Source organism: Achromobacter xylosoxidans (assembly GCF_002192695.1).
Classification (GTDB): Bacteria; Pseudomonadota; Gammaproteobacteria; order Burkholderiales; family Burkholderiaceae_B; genus Achromobacter; species Achromobacter xylosoxidans_C.
The window spans coordinates 157,922-176,960 of the sequence record NZ_MTLG01000052.1 but is presented as its reverse complement, the minus strand read 5'-3'; the positions used below and the strand labels follow the sequence as shown (position 1 = coordinate 176,960).

Genomic DNA, 19,039 nt, shown 5'->3' with positions numbered 1-19,039 from the left:
CCCGAGCAGGGCGTGGGAATAACGAAGGGGATAACAATGATCAGACGTTTCAGTTTGCTGGGCGCAGCCGCCCTGCTGGCCATGGGCGCCGCCAGCGGCGCGCTGGCGCAGACCAAGACCTTGCGCCTGGTGCCGCACGCGGACCTCAAGACGCTGGACCCGCTGTTCAACACGGCCTACATCACGCGCAACCACGGCTACATGGTGTTCGACACCCTGTTCTCGCAGGACAGCCGCGGCCAGGTCAAGCCGCAGATGGTGGACACCTGGACCGTGTCCGAGGACGGCAAGAGCTGGAGCTTCACCTTGCGCCCGGGCCTGAAGTTCAACGACGGCACGCCGGTCAAGGCCGAGGATTGCGTGGCGTCGATCCAGCGCTGGGCTAAGAAGGACACGCTGGGCCAGGCCATGATGGCCGCAGGCGCCGAACTCGCGGCGACCGGCGACAACAGCTTCACGCTGACGCTCAAGGAGCCTTTCGGCCTGGTGCTGGACGCCCTGTCCAAGCCTTCCGGCATGCCGCCCTTCATCATGCCCAAGCGCCTGGCCATGACGGACCCGAACACCCAGGTCACGGAAATGGTCGGCTCGGGCCCCTTCCTCTTCAAGCGCGATGAATGGGTGCCGGGCAACAAGGTCGTGTATGTGAAGAACCCGGCCTACGTGCCGCGCGCGGAGCCCGCCGACGGCCTGGCCGGCGGCAAGAACGTCAAGGTGGACCGCGTCGAGTGGGTCTACATCCCAGACGGCAACACGGCCACCGCCGCCCTGATGAACGGCGAGGTCGACATGATCGAACAGACCACGCCCGACTTCCTGCCCGTGCTGGAGACCAACAAGGACATCACCCTGAACACATCCGTCGCGACGCAGGGCATGGTCATCCTCAATTCGCTGCATCCGCCCTTCGACAATCAGCTTGCACGCCAGGCGCTGTACCACCTGGTGAACCAGAAGGAAATGCTGTCGGCCATGGGCTACCCGGAGAAATACCGCGTGGACTATTGCCCCAGCCTCTTCGTCTGCGGCTCGCCCCTGGCCAGCGACGCGGGCGCTGCGCCTTACGCCAAGACCGATCCGGCGCGTGCCAAGCAGCTGTTGCAGGAAGCCGGCTACAAAGGCGAGAAGGTCGTGGTGCTGTACCCCACGGACCACCTCAGCGCGCCCGCCGTCATGGTGCTGACGCAGAACATGAAGAAGGCCGGCATCAACGTCGACCTGCAATCCATGGACTGGGCCTCGCTGGCCGGCCGCCGCCTGAAGAAGGATCCGCCCGCGCAAGGCGGCTGGAACGTCTTCCTGACCTGGGGCGGCTATTACGACGCCAGCACGCCGGTGACCAACCCCTGGATGTCCGCCGCCTGCGGCAACAGCCTGCCGGGCTGGCCCTGCGACAAGGAGCTCGACGCGCTGCGCACCAGCTGGATCCGCGAGACCGACCCGGCCAAGCGCAAGGATATCGCCGCGCAGATGCAGGCCCGCGCCTACCAGAGCGTGCCTTACGTCATGTGGGGCGAGTTCAAGCCCGTGTCCGCGTTCCGCGGCCTGCAGCACACCGAGCTGCTGAAGACCGGCATCCCGGTGATGTGGAACATCGAGAAGCCGTAAGGCGGGCGCCGGGCGCCGCGCGCGCCCGGCCACAAGCCGGGGGAAAACCAGCGTGAAATACATACTGCGCCGCATCGCGGCCGTCATTCCTGTCATGGCCGTGGTCGCGGTCGTGGTGTTCCTGCTGATCCACCTGTCGCCGGGCGATCCCGCAGCGGTGATCGCGGGCGACAACGCCACCGCCGACGACGTGGAAAAAATCCGCCAGAACCTGGGGCTGGACAAGCCGTTGCTGCAGCAGTTCGGCATCTGGGTCAGCCACATCGCCACCGGCGACCTGGGCACATCCATGTCCACGCAGATGCCGGTCTCGCAGCTGATCGGCCAGCGCATGGGACCGACGCTGTCCATCGCCATTTTCACCATGCTGTTCGCGGTGATCGTGGCGATTCCGCTGGGCGTCCTGGCAGCCTGGCACGCGGGACGCTGGCTGGACCGGCTGGTCATGATAGGCGCGGTCTGCGCGTTCTCGGTGCCGGTGTTCCTGATCGGCTACAGCCTGGTCTACGGCTTTTCGATCAAGCTGGGCTGGCTGCCGGTGCAGGGCTACAAGCCCCTGGCCGACGGCCTGGTGCCCTACCTGCGCCACCTGGTGCTGCCCTGCCTGTCCCTGGGCCTGGTGTACATGGCGCTGCTGACCCGCATGACGCGCGCCACCATGCTGGAAGCCCTGTCCGAGGACTACATCCGCACCGCCCGCGCCAAGGGCCTGGCGGCCGGTCCCATCGTATGGCATGCGCTGAAGAACGCCGCCAATCCCATCGTCACCACCATAGGCGTGGGCGTGGCCCTGCTGATCGGCGGCGTGGTGGTCACCGAAACCGTGTTCGCGATTCCCGGCCTGGGCCGGCTGACCATCGACGCCGTGCTGCGCCACGACTATCCCGTGATCCAGGGCGTGCTGCTGGTCGCCTCGGGCATCTATGTCCTGATCAACCTGCTGGTCGACCTGAGCTACCGGCTCTTCGATCCGCGCATCCGCTATTGAACGGGGGCTACGCATGACGACCACTACCCTGTCCCTGCCCGCGCGCCGGCCGCGCCACCGCCGCGTGCTGCGCTCGCTGCGCCGCCACCCCATGCTGTACATCGGCGGCGCCATCCTGCTGGCGCTGGCTGCGATCGCCCTGGCCGCGCCCTGGCTGGCCACCGTCGACCCGCAGGACATCAATCCGCTGGCGCGCATGAAGCCGCCTTCGTCGGAACACTTCTTCGGCACAGATGCGCTGGGCCGCGACGTCTATTCGCGCACCGTGTGGGGCGCCCGCGTCTCGCTGGTGGTCGGCATCGTGGTTGCGGTGGTATCCACCGTCGCCGGCGTGGCCCTGGGCATGGCGGCGGGCTACTTCCGCCGCATCGACGCCTTCATCATGCGCATCATGGACGGCCTGATGGCGATTCCCGGCGTGCTGCTGGCCATCGCCCTGATGGCCACCCTGAAAGGCGGCCTGGGCACCGTGATCATCGCCATCGTCATCCCCGAGGTGCCGCGCGTGGTGCGGCTGGTGCGCGCGCTGGTGCTGACGATACGCGAGCAACCCTATATCGAGGCCGCCATTTCGTCGGGCACGCGCGTGCCCGCGATCCTGCTGCGCCACATCCTGCCCAACCTGTTCGCCCCGCTGATGGTGCAGGCCACCTTCATCGCGGCATCCGCCATCCTGACCGAGGCGGTGCTGAGCTTCCTGGGCGTGGGCATTCCGCCGCAGATCCCGAGCTTGGGCAACATCATGGCCGAAGGCCGCAACTTCGTCGCCGTGGCCTTCCACATCATCCTGTATCCGGGCCTGTTCCTGGGCGTGGCCGTCCTGGCCGTCAATCTGGTGGGCGACGGGCTGCGCGACATGCTCGATCCCCGCCTGGCGAAAAAGCTGTAGGAGCGCCCATGCAAACCCAACCCGTCTTGCGCGTGCACGACCTCACCACCTGTTTCGACGGCGACGAAACCACGGTGCTTGCCGTGGACCGCCTGTCCTTCGACCTGATGCCCGGCGAAACCCTGGGCCTGGTCGGCGAATCCGGCTGCGGCAAGAGCGTCACGTCCCTGTCCATCATGCGGCTCTTGCGCGCCCCCGGGCGCGTGGCCGGCGGCAGCATCGAGTTCGACGGCCAGAATCTGCTGGCGCTGCCTGAAAAAGCCATGCGCGCGATCCGCGGCAACCAGATCTCGATGATCTTCCAGGAGCCCATGACTTCGCTGAATCCCGTTTTCACGGTGGGCAAGCAAATCAGCGAATCGCTCATGCTGCATCAAGGCTTGTCGCGCCGCGAGGCCATGGCGCAGGCCGAATCGCTGCTGGAGCTGGTGCAGATCTCCGACCCGGCGCGCCGCGTGCGCGAGTATCCCTACCAGCTGTCGGGCGGCATGCGCCAGCGCGCCATGATCGCCATGGCGCTGGCCTGCCAGCCCAAGGTCCTGATCGCCGACGAACCCACCACCGCGCTGGACGTCACCATCCAGGCGCAGATCCTGCACTTGCTGCGGGAGATCCAGCAACGGCTGGGCACCTCCATCGTGCTGATCACCCATGACCTGGGCGTGGTCGCGCAGATGTGCCAGCGCGTCATCGTGATGTACGCGGGGCGCAAGGTCGAGGAAGGCAGCGTCGACGACATCCTGGACCGCGCCCAACACCCCTACACCCAGGCGCTGATCCGCTCCCTGCCGGACTTCGCCGACGGCCAGGACCATACGGCGCGGTTGGCCGAATTGCCCGGCATCGTGCCGGTGATGACGCCCGAATCGCGCGGCTGCGCCTTCGCGGCGCGCTGCCCGGAGGCGCAGCCGCGCTGTTCCGAGCAGGCGCCCCCCGCCGCCGATGCCGGCAGCCGCCACCGCGTCTGGTGCTGGGCCCGCGCGGCCGAACCCGCCCCCGCCGCCCTGACCGCCTGAGGCCCGCCATGAATCTGCACGACATCCCCCTTGCCAGCGCGGTGTCCGCGTCCGCCGCCGAGGCCCCGCCCATGCTGGAAGTCATCGGCCTGAAGAAGCACTATCCCGTGGACAGCGGCAGCGGCGCCAAGGTGCTGCGCGCGGTCGACGGCGTGTCCCTGTCGGTGCCGCGCGGCCAGACGCTGAGCCTGGTGGGCGAATCCGGCTGCGGCAAGTCCACCACCGGCAAATGCCTGATCCGCCTGACCGATCCCACCGCAGGCCGCATCCTGCTGGAAGGCCGCGACCTGGCCGCCATGAACAGCCGCGAGCTGCGCGCCATGCGCCAGCGCATGCAGTTCATCTTCCAGGATCCGTTTTCGTCGATGAATCCGCGCATGCGGGTGCGCGACATCATCGGCGAGCCGCTGCGCGCCTTCGGCCACGGCCGCGCCGCCATCCGCGAGCGCGTCGCGCAGTTGCTGGCGCGCGTCAGCCTGCGCCCGGACGCCGCCGACCGCTATCCCCACGAGTTCTCCGGCGGCCAGCGCCAGCGCATTGTGATCGCGCGCGCGCTGGCGCTGGATCCGGGCCTGATCGTCTGTGACGAACCCGTATCGGCGCTGGACGTGTCGGTCCAGGCGCAGGTCATCAACCTGCTGATGGACCTGCAGCGCGATCTGGGACTGACCTATGTCTTCATTTCGCACGACCTGAGCGTGGTGCGCCACATCAGCCACCGCGTCGCCGTGATGTACCTGGGCAAGATCGTCGAGACCGGCACCCGCGAGGCCATCTTCGAACGTCCCGCTCATCCTTACACCCGCGCCCTGCTGGCCGCCGTTCCTTCCGCCCGCCAGGGCGAGCGCAAGCCCGTGGAAGTGCTGAAGGGCGAGATTCCCAGCCCGCTGTCGCCGCCCTCGGGCTGCGCCTTCCGCACCCGCTGCCCGATGGCCCAGCCGCGCTGCGCCGAGGAAGCGCCGCAGCCGCGCCAGATCGCTCCCGAACAGCAGGTCGCCTGCCACTTCGCCACCCCCGTTTAGCCGGAGATACTCATGTCCCAGACCGACGCCACCCCGTTCGATTACATCCTTGCCGGCGGCACCGTCATCGACGGCACCAACTCGCCCGGCCGGCTGGCCGACGTCGGCGTGCGCGGCGACCGGATCGCCGCCGTCGGCGACCTGAGCGCCCACCTTGCCCGGCGGCGCATCGACGTGGCGGGCAAGGTGGTGTCGCCGGGTTTCATCGACTCGCACACGCACGACGACAACTACCTGCTCAAGCACCGCGACATGACGCCCAAGATCTCGCAGGGCGTCACCACCGTGGTCACCGGCAACTGCGGCATCAGCCTGGCGCCGCTGGCGCACGCCAACCCGCCCGCGCCGCTGGATCTGCTGGACGAAGGCGGCTCGTTCCGCTTCGAACGCTTCTCCGACTACCTGGAAGCCCTGCGCGCGGCCCCGCCCGCGGTCAACGCCGCCTGCATGGTGGGCCATTCCACCCTGCGCGCCGCCGTCATGCCCGACCTGCGGCGCGAGGCCACGGCTGACGAAATCCAGGCCATGCAGGCGCTGGCCGACGATGCGCTGGCCAGCGGCGCCATCGGCATATCCACCGGCGCGTTCTACCCGCCCGCGGCCCATGCCAGCACCGAGGAAATCATTGAAGTCTGCCGTCCGCTCGGCACGCATGGCGGCGTCTACGCCACCCATATGCGCGACGAAGGCGAACACATCGTGGCGGCGCTGGAAGAGACCTTCCGCATCGGCCGCGAGCTGGACGTGCCGGTGGTGATCTCGCACCACAAGGTCATGGGCAAGCCCAACTTCGGCCGCTCCAAGGAAACGCTAGCGCTGATCGAGGCGGCCATGGCCAGCCAGGACGTGTCGCTGGACGCCTATCCCTACGTGGCCGGCTCCACCATGCTCAAGCAGGACCGCGTGCTGCTGGCGGGCCGCACGCTCATCACCTGGTGCAAGCCGTTCCCCGAACTGAGCGGACGCGACCTGGAGGAAATCGCCGCCGAGCGCGGCAAGTCCAAGTACGACGTGGTGCCGGAGCTGCAGCCCGCCGGCGCCATCTACTTCATGATGGACGAGCCCGACGTGCAGCGCATCCTGGCGTTCGGACCCACCATGATCGGCTCCGACGGCCTGCCCCACGACGAACGCCCCCACCCCCGCCTGTGGGGCACCTTCCCCCGGGTGCTGGGCCACTACTCGCGCGACCTGGGCCTGTTCCCGCTGGAGACCGCGGTCTGGAAGATGACCGGCCTGACCGCCGCCAAGTTCGGCCTGGCCGAACGCGGCCAGGTGCAGCCCGGCTACTACGCCGACCTGGTGGTCTTCGACCCCGCCACCGTGGCCGACTCGGCTACCTTCGAGCGTCCCACCGAGCGCGCCGCGGGCATCCACTCGGTCTACGTCAACGGCGCGCCCGTCTGGGAAGGCCAGGCCTTTACCGGCCAGCACGCCGGCCGCGTTCTCAGCCGGGCGGGAGCCTGAGCCCCGCCAGCCCTTACAATCCGGCATACGCAGCGGGGCTTGCGGGCCCTGCCCCCAACCACCCCTACCAGCCAGATCGCTACATGGCCCTACCCGGCACTACATCCCCGCCCGAGATCGTCGGCAAGGAAGAAATGGGCGCTCGCCTGCGGGCCGAGCGCAAGGCGCGCAAGATGACCCTGCAGGCGCTGTCCGCCGCCAGCGGCATCGCGGTCTCGACCCTGTCGAAAGCGGAGCTGGGGCAGATCGCCCTCAGCTACGAGAAGTTCGCCGCGCTGGCGGGCGCGCTCGGCATAGACATGACCCGCATGTTCATGCTGCCCGACGCCTCGCAGGCCGCCGTCGCCCCGACCTTCGTCAAGAACAAGCTCAGCGACGCCCGCGACTACGTCACCGAGAACTACCACTACCGCTTGCTGATGGGCGAATATCCCGGCAAGAAGATGACGCCCATGCTGGCGCTCATCGACTCGCGCAAGGTGGTCGAGTTCGAGGACTACATCCGGCACCCAGGCCAGGAATTCGCGGTGGTGCTGTCGGGCAAAGTACGCATCCAGTTCGAAAACGGCGACAGCGTCGTGCTGGGCAAGCTGGAAACCGCCTATTTCGACAGCAGTATCGGCCATGTATACCTGTCGATGAGCAGGAAGCCCGCGGAAGTGCTGGCGGTATGCAGCGACGTGGGCGAAGTGCCGTCGCGGCTGAAGCCGCCGGAATGACTCGCGGTCTGGAGTCGCGCTGTCCCTAGCCCAGCAGTTCGGCGCTATGCTCGCCCAGCCCGGGTGCGGCGCCGGCGGAGGCTCTGGGGCTCGCGGAAAACCGCAACGGCGTGGCCGCGCAACGCAGTTCGCCCTCCGTCGGGTGCTCAACGGTCTCGAAAAAACCCACATCCGCCAGATGCGGGTCGCGCAGCAAGTCATCCAGATTGTTGGCCGGTCCCGCGGGAATGTCGTGCTCAAGGAACAGCGCCAGCCATTGCGCCGCGTCGCGTTTTAGCAGGCTGCGGCTGACTTCCTCATACAAGGGTTCGGCGTGGCGGATACGATCCCCCATGCTCCCGAACCGCGGGTCCGCGGCCAGATCGGGCCGATCCAGCAAGGCAAACAGGCGCTGCCACTGCGCGTCCGTGTTGGCCACCACGCATACATGGCCATCACGTGTCTTCAAAGGCCGATGGTAGCGGCTGAAGACGCGCTCATATCCGCGCGGCGCGGCCGCCGTCTCCGGGCCGCTGAATATGCTGTCGGCCAGATGTTCGACCAGATTGAAAGAGGCCATGGTTTCGAACATCGGAACCTCCACCTGCTGCCCTTGCCCGCTGGCGGCTCGCGCCACCAGCGCCGACGCGATGGCGCCAGCCAGATAGACGCCGCAGAGCTTGTCGGTGAACAGCATCGGAATGAAGCCCGGCTCACCATACATCCTGGCGTGCAGGCCGGACACACCGCTCATGCCCTGGATCACGTCGTCATAGGCGGGGCGTTCGGCGTAGCGGCCGTCTTGGTGAAAGCCCAGCGCCACGGCATAGACGAGCCGGGGATGGCGCTGCGCCAGACTGTCGTAGTCTATGCCCAGGCGCCTTGCGGCAGCGGGCCGCATGTTATGCACGAAGACGTCGGCGCTGGCCAGCAGCGTGTCCAGCCGCGCCACGTCGGCGGCATGCTTCAGGTCCAGGATCACGCTGCGCTTGCCGCGGTTCAAGTTCAGGAAGAATGACCCCATCCTGGCGTTGCGCGACTTGCCGACCATGCGCATCGGGTCGCCTTGGGGCGGCTCCACCTTGATCACATCGGCCCCCATGTCGGCAAGCAACTGGGTCGCCATCGGTCCAAACACGAAATTGCTGGCGTCAATGACGCGCATACCGGACAAAGGGCCTGTCATGGTTGTTCCTGGTTATGGGTCGCCCTGATCGGGCCTTGAGTGGGTGGGTGGGCTGTCGCCGCCAACGACTGCTCGCGAGCCTCGCGCAACAGATCACGTCCAATGATCAGATGCTGGACCTCGGTCGCGCCTTCGTAGATCCGCAACGCCCGCACGTCGCGGTATAGCTGCTCCATGATGTGTCCGGCCCGCACGCCCAGCCCGCCGTGCATCTGCAAGGCGGCATCCACCACCTGCTGCGCATGCTCGGTGGCGGCCAGCTTTGCCATGGCCGCATCGCGCGACGAGCCCAGCCCGGCATCGCGCGCCCAGGCGGCGCGATAGACCAGCAGCGCGGAGGCGTCGGTCTGGGTCGCCATCTGGCTCAACCTGGCCTGAGTCAGCTGGAAGTCGGCCAGCGTCTTGCCGAACATCTCGCGTTGCAGCGCATGCTGCGTGGCCTCTTGCAGCGCCCTGCGCGAAAAGCCCAGCGCCGCCGCGCCCACCGAGGTGCGGAAGATGTCCAGCGTGCGCATCGCGAGCTTGAATCCCTGCCCCGGCTCGCCCAGCACCTGCCCGCCCGCGACACGGCAAGCGGTGAACCTCAGGGTCGCCAGCGGGTGCGGGGATATGACGTCGATGCGCTCCGCGATCTCCAGTCCCGGCGTATCCGCGTCCACGATGAAAGCCGAAATCCCCTTGGAGCCGGTGCTGCGAGGCTCGCGCGCGAAGACGACGTAGTGGTCGGCGATGCCGCCGTTGGAGATCCAGGTTTTCTCGCCGTCCAGGACATAGGCGTCGCCATCCTGCCTGGCCGCGCACGACAAGGCGCCGACGTCGGAACCCGCCTGCGCCTCCGACAGCGCGAACGCCGCGATGTGGTTTCCTGCCCGGGCAGGAGTCAGATAGCGCTTTCGTTGCGCGGGCGTGCCGTCCAGGGAAATGGCGGCCGAACCCAAGCCCTGCATGGCGAACGCGAAGTCAAACAGCGCGCCATGTTGGGCCAGCCGGTCGCGCAGCAGGCAGACAGCTCGCGTGTCGATGCGGGCGCCAGGGGCTAGCGGGTCGGGCACGGCTTGAGCCAGCAGGCCCGCCTGGCCCATGCTCGCCACCAGAAACCGGCACTCTTCGTCCATCTCTGCCCGGCTTTGCGGCGCAGTCCCTGCGGGCATTGTCTGCAACCAGGCATCGGCCTGCCGCAGCAGGTCCCGATGCCGAGGCTCGAAGAACGGCCACGCGAGCGTAGCTTGCATGTTCATGGAGAAACGTCCTGTCGTGTGGGCCGCGCGCTATTGCCTGGGTATGTTGGCGCTCTGGGCCGTGGCGATCTCAAGCTCGATCTCTTTCTTCTGGAACTTGGCCAGCGCGGCCGCGTCGCCGATGAAGGAGATGAAATTGCTCTGCGCCAGGAAGGCCTGCGTTTTGGGGTCAGCGTAGATTTCCAGCAAGGCGTCCTGCAAGGTCTTCACAACCGGCGCGGGCGTCTTCGCCGGCGCGAACATGGCCCACCACGCCACCTTGAAGAAGTCCTTGTATCCCAGCTCCTGCAAGGTCGGCACGTCCGGCGCGCTGGCCAGCCGCTTGTCTGTCGTAACCGCCAGCAAGCGCAGCTTGCCCGCTTGCACCAGCGCCTGCGCCCCGCTGTACTCGGCGATCACGAAGTCGACCTGCTTGCCTGCCAGATCATTCAGAGCCGGGCCCGCGCCCTTGTAGGAAATGCCATTGGCGCTGGCCTGCGCCAGCGACAGGAACCACTCGGTGGCGATCTGGTAGGTAGCGCTGCCCGCCCCGTAGTTCAGCTTCTTCGGGTCTTTCCTGGCAGCATCCACCAGGTCCGCAACTGTCTTGTAGGGCGAATCCTGGTAAACATAAAAGCCCATGGGCGCCTGCGCCAACACCGCCACCGGCGCCAGGTCGACCAAGGGGTCGTAAGGCAGCTTGGCGAACGCCGCAACATTGGTCGCGACAGGCGCGTTGGCCGCCAGCAGCAGCGTGTAGCCATCGGGCGCCGCCGACACGACGGCCTGGGTGGCGATGATGCCGCTCGCGCCAGGGCGATTTTCGGCGATCACGGGCTGGCCCAGCTTGGCCTCCAACTGGCGCGCGGTGTAGCGCGCCAGCGTGTCGGTGCCCGTGCCTGGGGGATACGGGACGATCAGCCGGATCGGCTTGTCCGGAAATGCGTGACTAAGCTGTGCGCCCAGCGCCAGCGCGGCACCGACCAGCAAGGTGATCAATCGCTTCATGTCTCCAGCTCCTTTGATGTGCTTTGTTGTCGTTCTTTGAAACTGTGGGCGTCCGCGTCCGCGGTCAGGTAGATGACTGCGGACGCAAGGCGACCCGTCCGATGACCTCGCGAGAGGCCAGCGCGGCCAGCGCGGCCTCGTATGCCTCCAGCGGGTAGGTTTGCTGGGTGTAGGGATTCAGCGCCCCTTCAACGACCCAATCGAACATCGTGGCGAAGGCTGCGCGCACCGCCGCCCTGCGCTCGGGCGAGACGGGCACTCTGCCCCAGCCCATGTAGTAGCCCCAATAGATGCCTATCGCGGTGGCGTTCTTGACCAGCAGGATGTTGGCGGGGATCTGCGGAATATCGCCGCTGGCGAAGCCCATGGGAATCAGCCGCCCTTCCGGTGCGACGCAGCGCAAGGATTCCTCGAAGGCCTTGCCACCCACAGGATCAAAGATCACGTCAGCGCCGCGCCCGCCGGTCAGCGACAGCACCGCATCGCGGAAGCCTCCTTCCCGGTAGTTCAGTCCCTCGTCGGCGCCATGCGCCCGCGCCGCATCGAGCTTGGCCTGGGCGCTGGCGCATGCGATCACGCGCGCTCCCAGACGCTTGGCGATCTCGATGGCCGCCAGCCCGCTGCCGCCGCTCGCTCCGTGCACCAGCACGGTCTCGCCGGGCTGCAGATGCGCGCGCCAACGCAGCGCGCCGTAGGCCGTGGCGTAGATGGTGGGAAACTGCACGGCGCTGTCGAAATCCACACCGTCAGGCAAAGCGAAGGTCGTGTCGACCGGCGCCACTACTTCGCTTGCAAAGCCGCCCGACTGCACCCCGGCCACCACCCGGTCTCCCGGACGGAACAGCGTCACGCCCGGGGCACACTCCCGTACGATGCCCGCGACCTCGGTGCCGGGGGTCAAAGGTAGCGGCGGCCGGTTCTGGTGCTTGCCCTGCAATACCAGCAGGTTGGCGAAACTCACGCCGCAGGAATGCACTTCGATACGCACGGTGTTCGCCTGCAAGGGCGGCGCAGCGCAGGTCTCGACGCTGACTTGGCCGGGGTCGTCCAACGCCCGGCAGATGACGGCTCGCATGTCTCTCTCCTAATCGGTTTCGGGCAATGCGCCATGGCGCCCCTCGCCCTGTTCGAAACGTTGCGCACCGGCGCGCGCCTCCAGCTGACGTGCAGCGGCGGCAAACGCCATTTCCGCAGCCACCGCATCGCGCTCGGACATGGCTGCCTGGGCATAGGCCGACTGTCTGTCCGAGCGCATTGCTATCTGTGGGAACTGCGCGATTTGATGGGCCAGCGCCTCAGCCTCGGCGCGCGCGCGCCCGTCCGGCACCACACGGTTGATCAGGCCGAAGCGCTCGGCTTCCGGGGCGGGGACGATACGGGCGGTCAGCAGCATGTCCAGGGCGCGGCTCATGCCTATCAGACGCGGCAGTCGCACGGTTGTGCCGTCGCTCATCGGCACGCCCCAGCGGCGCGACAGCACGGCGAACGAGGCGCTTTCCTCCGCGATGCGCAGGTCGCACCACAGCGCCACGCCCAACCCTCCTGCGCAAGCATGCCCGGCCACTGCCGCGATGACAGGCTTGGACAACGGTGCATGGAGCGGGCCATCCGGGCTGCCTGCCCAGGGCTCGTAATCGGTGCCCCCGGCCAGTTCCTTCAGATCGGCGCCCGAACAGAAGGCGCCCCCGGCGCCGCACAGCACGGCTACCCGGGCCTGTTCGTCGGCATCGAACTCGCGTAGCGCTCGCGCAAGTTCGGAGGCTGCCTCGCGATCCAGCGCATTGCGCACCTCGGGTCGATTGATGATGACCGTGGTCACAAAGCCTGCGCGTTCCACCAGGATTTTCGGAGCCATGAGTCGCTGTCGTCCTGTTATTTGAATAATACCAAGCAGTATTAAAATGATTAAAAAAAAACCGCGCGGAACGGTTCCGTTCGCGCGGCCCGTCGTTACTGCGGATGGGGCAATAATGCGCTGACCGCGAAACCCGCCAACTCGCTGGCCACGCGCTCGCGGTCCTTTGCGGTTTCGCTCTTGCGCGGGTGATACCAACGCGAGGTCCAGTTCAGGGCCCCAAGCAACGGCTTGACCAGAAGCTTCGCATCCATGGGGCGAAAATCGCCGCTCCGCACCCCTTCCTCGATCACTCCGACATACAGCGCTTCATTCGCGGCGCGCAACTTGAGGATGTCTTCCAGCTCGGCGCGCTCGGACGCAGTGGTGCGCCCCGTCAGATGCAGCTCCAGCCCTTGCGCAGCGACGCGCAGGTAGGCCAGGTGCTCCATCATCAGCACGGTGTGATCGTGCGCCATCTTCCGCAGCTTGACCGCCGGCCGATCGGCGGACAGCGCATGCGGTTCGATCGCTTCGCGGGTCAGCTCCATCGCGCGCCGCTGCACGGCGAAGAACAGCGCCGACTTGTTCCGGTAGTAGTAATAGATGATGCCCTTGGTGGCGCCGTAGGCCACGCTGATGTCGTCCAGCGACGCGGCGGAAAAGCCCAGGTTCATGAATACGGACGCGGCAGCATCGAGAATGCCGAGCCGCTTCTCGATCCCTTCCGTGCTGTCTATCAGGCTAGGCCGTCCCATAATGTCCTTGCTGTGGCGGAAACAAACGCGAAATTCTAACCTCAGGCCCGCCGGCCGGCGCCCGCGAACTCGTCGCGGATCGCCTGCGTGTGGGCGCCTATGGCGGGCACCTCGCCCAGGCGGCGCGGCTCGCCGCGGACCTGGACAGGCGGCGCCACGATGGACGCCACCCCGTGCACGGTGCGCACCTCCGAGCGGCGCAGGTGCGGATGCGCCGACAGTTCCTTGACGCCGTTGACGGACGCATAGGCAATCTTCGCCAGCGTCAGACGCCGCCGCAATTCCTCCAGAGTCACCGTGCTCAATACGGCTTCGATGGCAGCTTTCAAAGTCTCCGCGTGCGCAACTCGGTCGCGATTGCTGCGGTAGCGCTCGTCGCCGACCCATTCGGGCTTCAGCAGCACGTCGCAGGCGAAGCGGCGCCACTCGCCGTCGTTCTGCACGCCGATCAGGAGCGACTGCCCCCCCTGGCAGGCAAACGCACCGTAGGGAGCGATGGTCGGATGGCCGAGGCCTACTCGCGGCCACACCGTGCCGGCATAGTCGTAGTGCAGCAAGGGTACGGTCATCCAGTCTGCCATCGCGTCGAACAGCGACACGTGCAGGGCGCTGCCCTGCCCGGTCCGCTCGCGCTGCAGCAGTGCTTCCAGGATGGCTGCGTGCGCATACATGCCTGTGCCTATGTCGCAGGCGGATATGCCTACCCGGCCGGGCGCTTCCGGCGTGCCGGTTACCGAAGCGATGCCCGATTCGGCCTGCACCAGCAGGTCATAGGCCCGCATGTCCGCATAGGGACCCGACTCGCCGTAGCCCGTAATGTCGCAGGTGACCAGTCGAGGATTGGCGGCGCGCATCTCCTTCCAGCCGAATCCCGCGCGCTCGGCCGCGCCCGGTCCCAGGTTCTGAATCAACACGTCGGCCTGCAGGATCAGCGTGCGCAGCAGCGCCAGATCATCAGGTTGCGAGAAATCGAGAACGATGGATTCCTTGCCGCGATTGAGCCAGACGAAATAGGTGCTGTCGCCCATGACCGCGCCGTCGTAGCCGCGCGCGAAATCGCCGGCCTCTCGTTCGATCTTGATGACGCGCGCGCCTGCATCGGCCAGCCGCGACGAGGCGTAAGGCGCCGCGGCTGCCTGCTCCACAGCGATTACAAGCAGACCTTTCAAGGGCAATGCCATATTTGTCTCCGATCCCGCATCTTTTTTTAATGCTACCGCGTAGTATTAAAATTAACAACCCCCCGCCCCAAGCACGCCCGGCACGTGGAGGAGCCCCCGTGAACGCTGGCATATGGCTGTCATACTCGCCGGCGATACTGGCGTTCGGATATCCGCCAGCCCCCCAATCCCGGGCGCGCGCCGGATATTCATATAAAAGGTAATTCGTTGGCCGCCGCCCCTGGCCGCCTTACGATACCTGGCATCGACTGGGCCTGACGCCCGCAGGAATGCTCCACATGCAACGCTTGATATCCCCGATTCTTACCCGCCGCCCGGTGCTGCTGGCTGGTCCGCTCAGCGCGCGCCGCTACGACGCCGTGATTTCCCTCAACGCCCACCGCGAAGCCCGCAAGCTGCGCGAATCCGCCCAGCGCATCCTGGCCGTCTCCGCCCGCTACATGCTGCCGGGCGCCTGAGCCCGTCCCCAAACGCCGCGGCCTGATCTCCCCAGGCGCGCAGCGCCCTCCCTGTCCTGCATGCAGTTCCTCCTGCTGCCACCTGCGGTAGCATTGCCGATTCGGCCCGAAACCGGGCCAGGCAGAACAGGAGTCATGCATGCAGAAGGTGGTAATCGTCGGCGGCGGCCACGCGGCGGCGCAATTGTGCGCCAGCCTGATAGAAGGCGGCTTTCCCGGCAGCCTGACGCTGGTGTGCGAAGAGGCCTCGCTGCCCTACCACCGCCCGCCGCTCTCCAAGACCTACATCAAGGATCCGGAAGCCCCGATCCAGCTGCTGCGCCCCGAGGCGGTCTACGCCGACGCCGGCGTGCAGGTCCTGCTGGCCGATCCCGCGACCGGCATAGACCGCGACGCGCGCCGCTTGACGCTGGCTTCGGGCAAGCAGCTGGACTATGACGCGCTGGTGCTGGCCACCGGCACGCGCGCGCGGCGCCTGCCCGACGTCCCCGACGAGCTGCAGAACCTGATCTACCTGCGCAACGCCGGCGACGCCGCGCGTTTACGCGCCGCGATCGCCGACGCGCCTTCCGTCACGGTCGTGGGCGGCGGCTTCATCGGCCTGGAGATCGCCGCCACGGCGGGCGCCCTGGGCCGGCCGGTCACCGTCTTCGAATCCGCGCCGCGCCTGCTGGCGCGCTCGGTGTCGCCCGAGGCTTCGGAACACGTCGCCCGCGTGCTGCACGAATCCGGCGTCGACTTGCGCCTGTCCTCCGACCTGCAACACATCCGGACTGAGAACGGCCGCGTGCGCAGCGTCGTGGTCAACGACGCGGAGCATCCGGTGGACCTGCTGGTCGCCGGCATCGGCGCCGTGCCCGAGATCACGTTGGCGCAGGCCGCGGGCCTGGACTGCCTGAACGGCATCGTGGTGGACGGGCTCATGCAGACCTCGGCGCCGGGCATCTACGCCATCGGCGACTGCACCTCCTTCCCGTATGCGCGCTGGGGCAAGACCCTGCGCCTGGAATCGGTGCAGAACGCCAACGACCAGGCCCGCACCCTGGCCGGCGTGCTGCTCGGCACGAAAACGCCGTATCACGCCCTGCCCTGGTTCTGGTCCGACCAAGGCGCCTTGCGTCTGCAGATCGCCGGCCTGGCGCCGCCCGATACCGAGCGCGTCCTGCGCCCGGGCGCCAAGCCCGGCAGCTTCTCGATCCTGCACTTCGCCGACGGCCATCTGGTCTGCGTCGAGTCGATCAACGCCCCGATGGACCACCTGGCCGCGCGCAAACTGCTGGAACTGGGCCTGAACCCGCCCCGCGACGTGCTGGCCGACCCGGCCGTGCCGCTGAAGAGCCACTACTGAAGCGGCCAGGGACGATCCGCGCCGGCGCGCCTCAGATGAAGCCGGCGGCGCGGAACATGCGCTCGTAGATCTGGCGCAGGACCGCTTCCTTGCGCTTGTTGTATTCCATGACCTGCATCGCGCCGACTGCCGCCTGGCGCTTGGCCCGGGCATACAGATCTCGGTCGGCGTCATGCTGGCGCAGCCAGTCGCGGAACATCCTGTGCCGGACGTTCTCGGGACAGTCCGGGCCGAACACATGCAGGTTCACGCGCGGAGCGGCCAGCTGCAAAAGGCGGTGCTGGTGCCACGACGGTTCCCGCAAGATCAGCAGGTAACCGGCGGCTTCCAGCGCGGGAACATAAGCGTCTTCCCGCACGGGGTCGGCGACCGTCAGGTCGATGTCTATCACCGGCTTGGCGGGCAGCCCGGGCACCGCCGTCGACCCCATATGCTCGACCGCTAGCGCGGCCGGTCCCAACGCCTCGAGCACCTGCGCCTTCAGCCGGCCATAGCGGACCGGCCAATCGGGGTCATAGGGTACGACAGCAACCATCTCTGGCGCAGGCTTGCCGCGAACCCAGGGATCCACGTCCGGGTCCGCTTCGTAGTGCCGCATGATTTCTTCGGGCGTGGGCGCGCGCCGGTTCCCTGCCTGGGTCAATTGCCGAAAGCGCGGCGCAGGCGCTCCAGTTCGGCCATGTTCAGGCGCTTCGCTTCCGCTTCGGCGTAGTTCCGTTCCCCTGATTCGTATGCACCCTTGTAGATGCACTTGCCGCGGCTTGCGCACTCGCCGCCGCTGCGGGCGGTGGAGGAATAAGACTTGGCCGCAGCCTGGTCGGGGGTCTTGGAACCGCTGGAGGAACAGCCGGCGATCAGCGTAGCCGCAAAAATCGCCACACCACAGCGGCTCAACGTTTGAATGGACATTTCCTGGTCCTGCAGAAAAAGCTATAGGCGCTTTTATAGCAGGCTCTTCAAATCAGGGTTCCCCTGGCAATTGCTTCGAAACGTTGCCGGCCAGAGAGCAAGAGAGTTGGCGACCTTTGGCGGCGCCCCGGATTGCAGACTAGACTGCCGCAGCCGGCAATCCGACGCTGGCAAACCTATCATGCCGCTGCAAGCACATTGCAACGGCCGACCTCGTCCCCGAACACTGCCTTGGATGCGCCATCCTCATGAAAATTGCGCTCAAGCTCATCGCCGCGTATCTGGCAGCCAGCCTGGTGATGACGGTGCTGTCCGTCAGCCTGAATCCCCCCCACGCCCATTTGCCGACTTCGGTGGTGTTTCTCACCTTTCCCTTGGTGCCGCTGGTGACGGCGCAGGATCTTTATGCAGGGGATGCAGGGTCGGATGGCGTGCTGCTTGCTGGGGTTTTTCTTCTGGTGTTTGGCGGGCTGGCCTGGCTGGCATTGCGATCCAGATAGCGGCAGGCGCGCCAATCCGCTGCGCGGACCCTCGACACCGGGCCTGCGGCGGGAAGCCGCGATCGACCTGTCACGCCTCGTCCGGCACGCTCATCGCCCTGCGGATTTTCTCGGCGACTTCCACGAGTTGCGGGCCGTAGACCTCGACGAGTTCGCGTTCGGGCAGCAGATAGGCCGCACCGCCCAGATTCAAGCCGTACAGGCTGCCATCGGAGAGACGTATGGCCGTGCCTACGCCGTGGATATAGCTCTGCCATTCGCCCAGCGAAGTACAAAATCCGTAGCGATCCATATCGCGCATGGCTTTCTGCAGACCAACCAGGGCGGTAGCCCAATCGGCGCCGAACTGGGGCCGCAGGTCTTCGAGCAGGTTTTCGCGCTCGGCTTCTTCCATGCGGGCCAGATACGCCCGCCCCATGGCGCTGGTGATGACGGGGATACGCGAGCCATTGAACAGGCGCAAGCCGATCAGACCCGAGCCTTCGCAGGTCTCGATGTAGAGCATCATGCGCTTGTGCAGGATGCCCAGGCCGACGTTGCCGTTGCTGCGGTCGGCCAGCTCCTGCATGAGGGGCGCGGCGACCTGGCGGATGCTGCGCCGGGCCAAGGCGACCTGCCCCAGCGCTACTGTGCTGCTACCCAGTTCGTAGTTTTCCTGGCGCGCATTGAATTCCAGATAGCCGAGACGGCATAGGGTATAGGTCAGCCGCGATACCGTTGCAGCGGGCATGCCGGTGCGCTCGGACAATTCGCGATTGCCAAGCGGACCCTCGCGCAACCGGAATGCCTTGAGTATGTCCAGGCCGCGCGCCAGGGCCACGACGAATTGCCTGTCGGAACTGTCTTTCAAATCGTCACGGGCGACCGTATTGTCGGCGGGGCTGGCGCCCATCGCCTTGCGGCGCCGGCCATTCGCGGGCGCGGGGATGCGGTCAGTCTTGCTCATGGGGAA

The 19,039-nt window shown here is 66.9% G+C and carries 20 protein-coding genes; 10 read left to right on the top strand and 10 right to left on the bottom strand.

Features of this window, described 5'->3' with window-relative positions:
• The first annotated feature begins 36 nt into the window (after positions 1-36).
• From BRO63_RS05830 to BRO63_RS05800, 7 genes are all read left to right on the top strand, one after another.
• Complete coding sequence (locus tag BRO63_RS05830; protein WP_088138824.1) at positions 37-1,608, top strand: ABC transporter substrate-binding protein; 1,572 nt, start codon at positions 37-39, stop codon at positions 1,606-1,608.
• A 52-nt stretch (positions 1,609-1,660) separates the two neighbouring features.
• A complete protein-coding gene (locus BRO63_RS05825) occupies positions 1,661-2,596 on the top strand; it encodes an ABC transporter permease (protein ID WP_088138823.1) in 936 nt (311 codons plus the stop codon).
• 13 nt (positions 2,597-2,609) lie between these two features.
• Entirely contained in the window at positions 2,610-3,485 is an 876-nt protein-coding gene (locus tag BRO63_RS05820) for an ABC transporter permease (RefSeq protein ID WP_088138822.1), read from the top strand.
• An 8-nt stretch (positions 3,486-3,493) separates the two neighbouring features.
• Positions 3,494-4,501, top strand: a complete 1,008-nt coding sequence (locus tag BRO63_RS05815; protein ID WP_088138821.1) for an ABC transporter ATP-binding protein — start codon at positions 3,494-3,496, stop codon at positions 4,499-4,501.
• A gap of 8 nt (positions 4,502-4,509) precedes the next feature.
• Positions 4,510-5,523 carry an ABC transporter ATP-binding protein gene (locus BRO63_RS05810; protein WP_088138820.1) on the top strand — a complete coding sequence of 338 codons (1,014 nt, stop codon included), beginning with the start codon at positions 4,510-4,512 and terminating at the stop codon, positions 5,521-5,523.
• A 12-nt stretch (positions 5,524-5,535) separates the two neighbouring features.
• A complete protein-coding gene (locus BRO63_RS05805) occupies positions 5,536-6,990 on the top strand; it encodes an N-acyl-D-amino-acid deacylase family protein (protein ID WP_088138819.1) in 1,455 nt (484 codons plus the stop codon).
• 83 nt (positions 6,991-7,073) lie between these two features.
• A complete protein-coding gene (locus BRO63_RS05800) occupies positions 7,074-7,709 on the top strand; it encodes a helix-turn-helix domain-containing protein (protein WP_088138818.1) in 636 nt (211 codons plus the stop codon).
• A gap of 25 nt (positions 7,710-7,734) precedes the next feature.
• On the opposite strand, the gene BRO63_RS05795 is transcribed toward BRO63_RS05800, so the two are convergent.
• The 7 genes from BRO63_RS05795 to BRO63_RS05765 all read right to left on the bottom strand — a co-directional run bounded on the left by BRO63_RS05795 (position 7,735) and on the right by BRO63_RS05765 (position 14,872).
• On the bottom strand, positions 7,735-8,874 hold the full coding sequence (locus tag BRO63_RS05795; RefSeq protein WP_088138817.1) for a CaiB/BaiF CoA transferase family protein: 1,140 nt from the start codon (positions 8,872-8,874) through the stop codon (positions 7,735-7,737).
• Complete coding sequence (locus BRO63_RS05790; RefSeq protein WP_088138816.1) at positions 8,871-10,112, bottom strand: acyl-CoA dehydrogenase family protein; 1,242 nt, start codon at positions 10,110-10,112, stop codon at positions 8,871-8,873. Before BRO63_RS05790 ends, BRO63_RS05795 begins: the two co-directional genes overlap by 4 nt.
• A gap of 30 nt (positions 10,113-10,142) precedes the next feature.
• Positions 10,143-11,099, bottom strand: a complete 957-nt coding sequence (locus BRO63_RS05785; RefSeq protein ID WP_088138815.1) for a Bug family tripartite tricarboxylate transporter substrate binding protein — start codon at positions 11,097-11,099, stop codon at positions 10,143-10,145.
• A 64-nt stretch (positions 11,100-11,163) separates the two neighbouring features.
• Positions 11,164-12,174 carry an NADPH:quinone oxidoreductase family protein gene (locus BRO63_RS05780; RefSeq protein WP_088138814.1) on the bottom strand — a complete coding sequence of 337 codons (1,011 nt, stop codon included), beginning with the start codon at positions 12,172-12,174 and terminating at the stop codon, positions 11,164-11,166.
• 9 nt (positions 12,175-12,183) lie between these two features.
• Positions 12,184-12,954 (bottom strand): crotonase/enoyl-CoA hydratase family protein, encoded by a 771-nt coding sequence (locus BRO63_RS05775; RefSeq protein WP_088138813.1) that lies wholly within the window; start codon positions 12,952-12,954, stop codon positions 12,184-12,186.
• A 95-nt stretch (positions 12,955-13,049) separates the two neighbouring features.
• Positions 13,050-13,691, bottom strand: a complete 642-nt coding sequence (locus tag BRO63_RS05770) for a TetR family transcriptional regulator (protein ID WP_088138812.1) — start codon at positions 13,689-13,691, stop codon at positions 13,050-13,052.
• A gap of 41 nt (positions 13,692-13,732) precedes the next feature.
• Positions 13,733-14,872: a CaiB/BaiF CoA transferase family protein gene (locus tag BRO63_RS05765; RefSeq protein ID WP_088138811.1), complete on the bottom strand. Its 1,140-nt coding sequence runs from the start codon at positions 14,870-14,872 to the stop codon at positions 13,733-13,735.
• 278 nt (positions 14,873-15,150) lie between these two features.
• Here BRO63_RS05765 and BRO63_RS05760 point away from each other — a divergent pair, with 278 nt between their 5' ends.
• Both BRO63_RS05760 and BRO63_RS05755 read left to right on the top strand, forming a co-directional pair.
• Positions 15,151-15,330: a hypothetical protein gene (locus tag BRO63_RS05760; RefSeq protein ID WP_088138810.1), complete on the top strand. Its 180-nt coding sequence runs from the start codon at positions 15,151-15,153 to the stop codon at positions 15,328-15,330.
• A 139-nt stretch (positions 15,331-15,469) separates the two neighbouring features.
• A complete protein-coding gene (locus BRO63_RS05755) occupies positions 15,470-16,678 on the top strand; it encodes an NAD(P)/FAD-dependent oxidoreductase (protein ID WP_088138809.1) in 1,209 nt (402 codons plus the stop codon).
• A 31-nt stretch (positions 16,679-16,709) separates the two neighbouring features.
• Here the strand turns inward: BRO63_RS05755 and BRO63_RS05750 are convergent, their stop codons facing one another.
• Both BRO63_RS05750 and BRO63_RS05745 read right to left on the bottom strand, forming a co-directional pair.
• Positions 16,710-17,276, bottom strand: a complete 567-nt coding sequence (locus tag BRO63_RS05750) for a GrpB family protein (RefSeq protein WP_088138958.1) — start codon at positions 17,274-17,276, stop codon at positions 16,710-16,712.
• Positions 17,277-17,317: 41 nt separating this feature from the next.
• Positions 17,318-17,587, bottom strand: a complete 270-nt coding sequence (locus BRO63_RS05745) for a hypothetical protein (RefSeq protein WP_088138808.1) — start codon at positions 17,585-17,587, stop codon at positions 17,318-17,320.
• A 248-nt stretch (positions 17,588-17,835) separates the two neighbouring features.
• On the opposite strand from BRO63_RS05745, the gene BRO63_RS05740 reads away from it, so the two are divergent.
• Positions 17,836-18,087: a hypothetical protein gene (locus BRO63_RS05740; protein WP_088138807.1), complete on the top strand. Its 252-nt coding sequence runs from the start codon at positions 17,836-17,838 to the stop codon at positions 18,085-18,087.
• Positions 18,088-18,157: 70 nt separating this feature from the next.
• Here the strand turns inward: BRO63_RS05740 and BRO63_RS05735 are convergent, their stop codons facing one another.
• The gene (locus tag BRO63_RS05735; protein WP_088138806.1) at positions 18,158-19,033 is read right to left on the bottom strand and encodes an IclR family transcriptional regulator; all 876 of its coding nucleotides are present in this window, start codon (positions 19,031-19,033) and stop codon (positions 18,158-18,160) included.
• Positions 19,034-19,039 lie beyond the last annotated feature (6 nt).

What these genes read in the sequence shown, in the direction of transcription:
- BRO63_RS05830 (WP_088138824.1), top strand. Translation starts at nt 37, where the DNA reads ATGATCAGACGTTTCAGTTTGCTGGGCGCAGCCGCCCTGCTGGCCATG.
- BRO63_RS05820 (WP_088138822.1), top strand. Translation starts at nt 2,610, where the DNA reads ATGACGACCACTACCCTGTCCCTGCCCGCGCGCCGGCCGCGCCACCGC.
- BRO63_RS05815 (WP_088138821.1), top strand. Translation starts at nt 3,494, where the DNA reads ATGCAAACCCAACCCGTCTTGCGCGTGCACGACCTCACCACCTGTTTC.
- BRO63_RS05810 (WP_088138820.1), top strand. Translation starts at nt 4,510, where the DNA reads ATGAATCTGCACGACATCCCCCTTGCCAGCGCGGTGTCCGCGTCCGCC.
- BRO63_RS05805 (WP_088138819.1), top strand. Translation starts at nt 5,536, where the DNA reads ATGTCCCAGACCGACGCCACCCCGTTCGATTACATCCTTGCCGGCGGC.
- BRO63_RS05800 (WP_088138818.1), top strand. Translation starts at nt 7,074, where the DNA reads ATGGCCCTACCCGGCACTACATCCCCGCCCGAGATCGTCGGCAAGGAA.
- BRO63_RS05795 (WP_088138817.1), bottom strand. Translation starts at nt 8,874, where the DNA reads ATGACAGGCCCTTTGTCCGGTATGCGCGTCATTGACGCCAGCAATTTC.
- BRO63_RS05790 (WP_088138816.1), bottom strand. Translation starts at nt 10,112, where the DNA reads ATGAACATGCAAGCTACGCTCGCGTGGCCGTTCTTCGAGCCTCGGCAT.
- BRO63_RS05785 (WP_088138815.1), bottom strand. Translation starts at nt 11,099, where the DNA reads ATGAAGCGATTGATCACCTTGCTGGTCGGTGCCGCGCTGGCGCTGGGC.
- BRO63_RS05780 (WP_088138814.1), bottom strand. Translation starts at nt 12,174, where the DNA reads ATGCGAGCCGTCATCTGCCGGGCGTTGGACGACCCCGGCCAAGTCAGC.
- BRO63_RS05775 (WP_088138813.1), bottom strand. Translation starts at nt 12,954, where the DNA reads ATGGCTCCGAAAATCCTGGTGGAACGCGCAGGCTTTGTGACCACGGTC.
- BRO63_RS05770 (WP_088138812.1), bottom strand. Translation starts at nt 13,691, where the DNA reads ATGGGACGGCCTAGCCTGATAGACAGCACGGAAGGGATCGAGAAGCGG.
- BRO63_RS05765 (WP_088138811.1), bottom strand. Translation starts at nt 14,872, where the DNA reads ATGGCATTGCCCTTGAAAGGTCTGCTTGTAATCGCTGTGGAGCAGGCA.
- BRO63_RS05760 (WP_088138810.1), top strand. Translation starts at nt 15,151, where the DNA reads ATGCAACGCTTGATATCCCCGATTCTTACCCGCCGCCCGGTGCTGCTG.
- BRO63_RS05755 (WP_088138809.1), top strand. Translation starts at nt 15,470, where the DNA reads ATGCAGAAGGTGGTAATCGTCGGCGGCGGCCACGCGGCGGCGCAATTG.
- BRO63_RS05750 (WP_088138958.1), bottom strand. Translation starts at nt 17,276, where the DNA reads ATGCGGCACTACGAAGCGGACCCGGACGTGGATCCCTGGGTTCGCGGC.
- BRO63_RS05745 (WP_088138808.1), bottom strand. Translation starts at nt 17,587, where the DNA reads ATGTCCATTCAAACGTTGAGCCGCTGTGGTGTGGCGATTTTTGCGGCT.
- BRO63_RS05740 (WP_088138807.1), top strand. Translation starts at nt 17,836, where the DNA reads ATGAAAATTGCGCTCAAGCTCATCGCCGCGTATCTGGCAGCCAGCCTG.
- BRO63_RS05735 (WP_088138806.1), bottom strand. Translation starts at nt 19,033, where the DNA reads ATGAGCAAGACTGACCGCATCCCCGCGCCCGCGAATGGCCGGCGCCGC.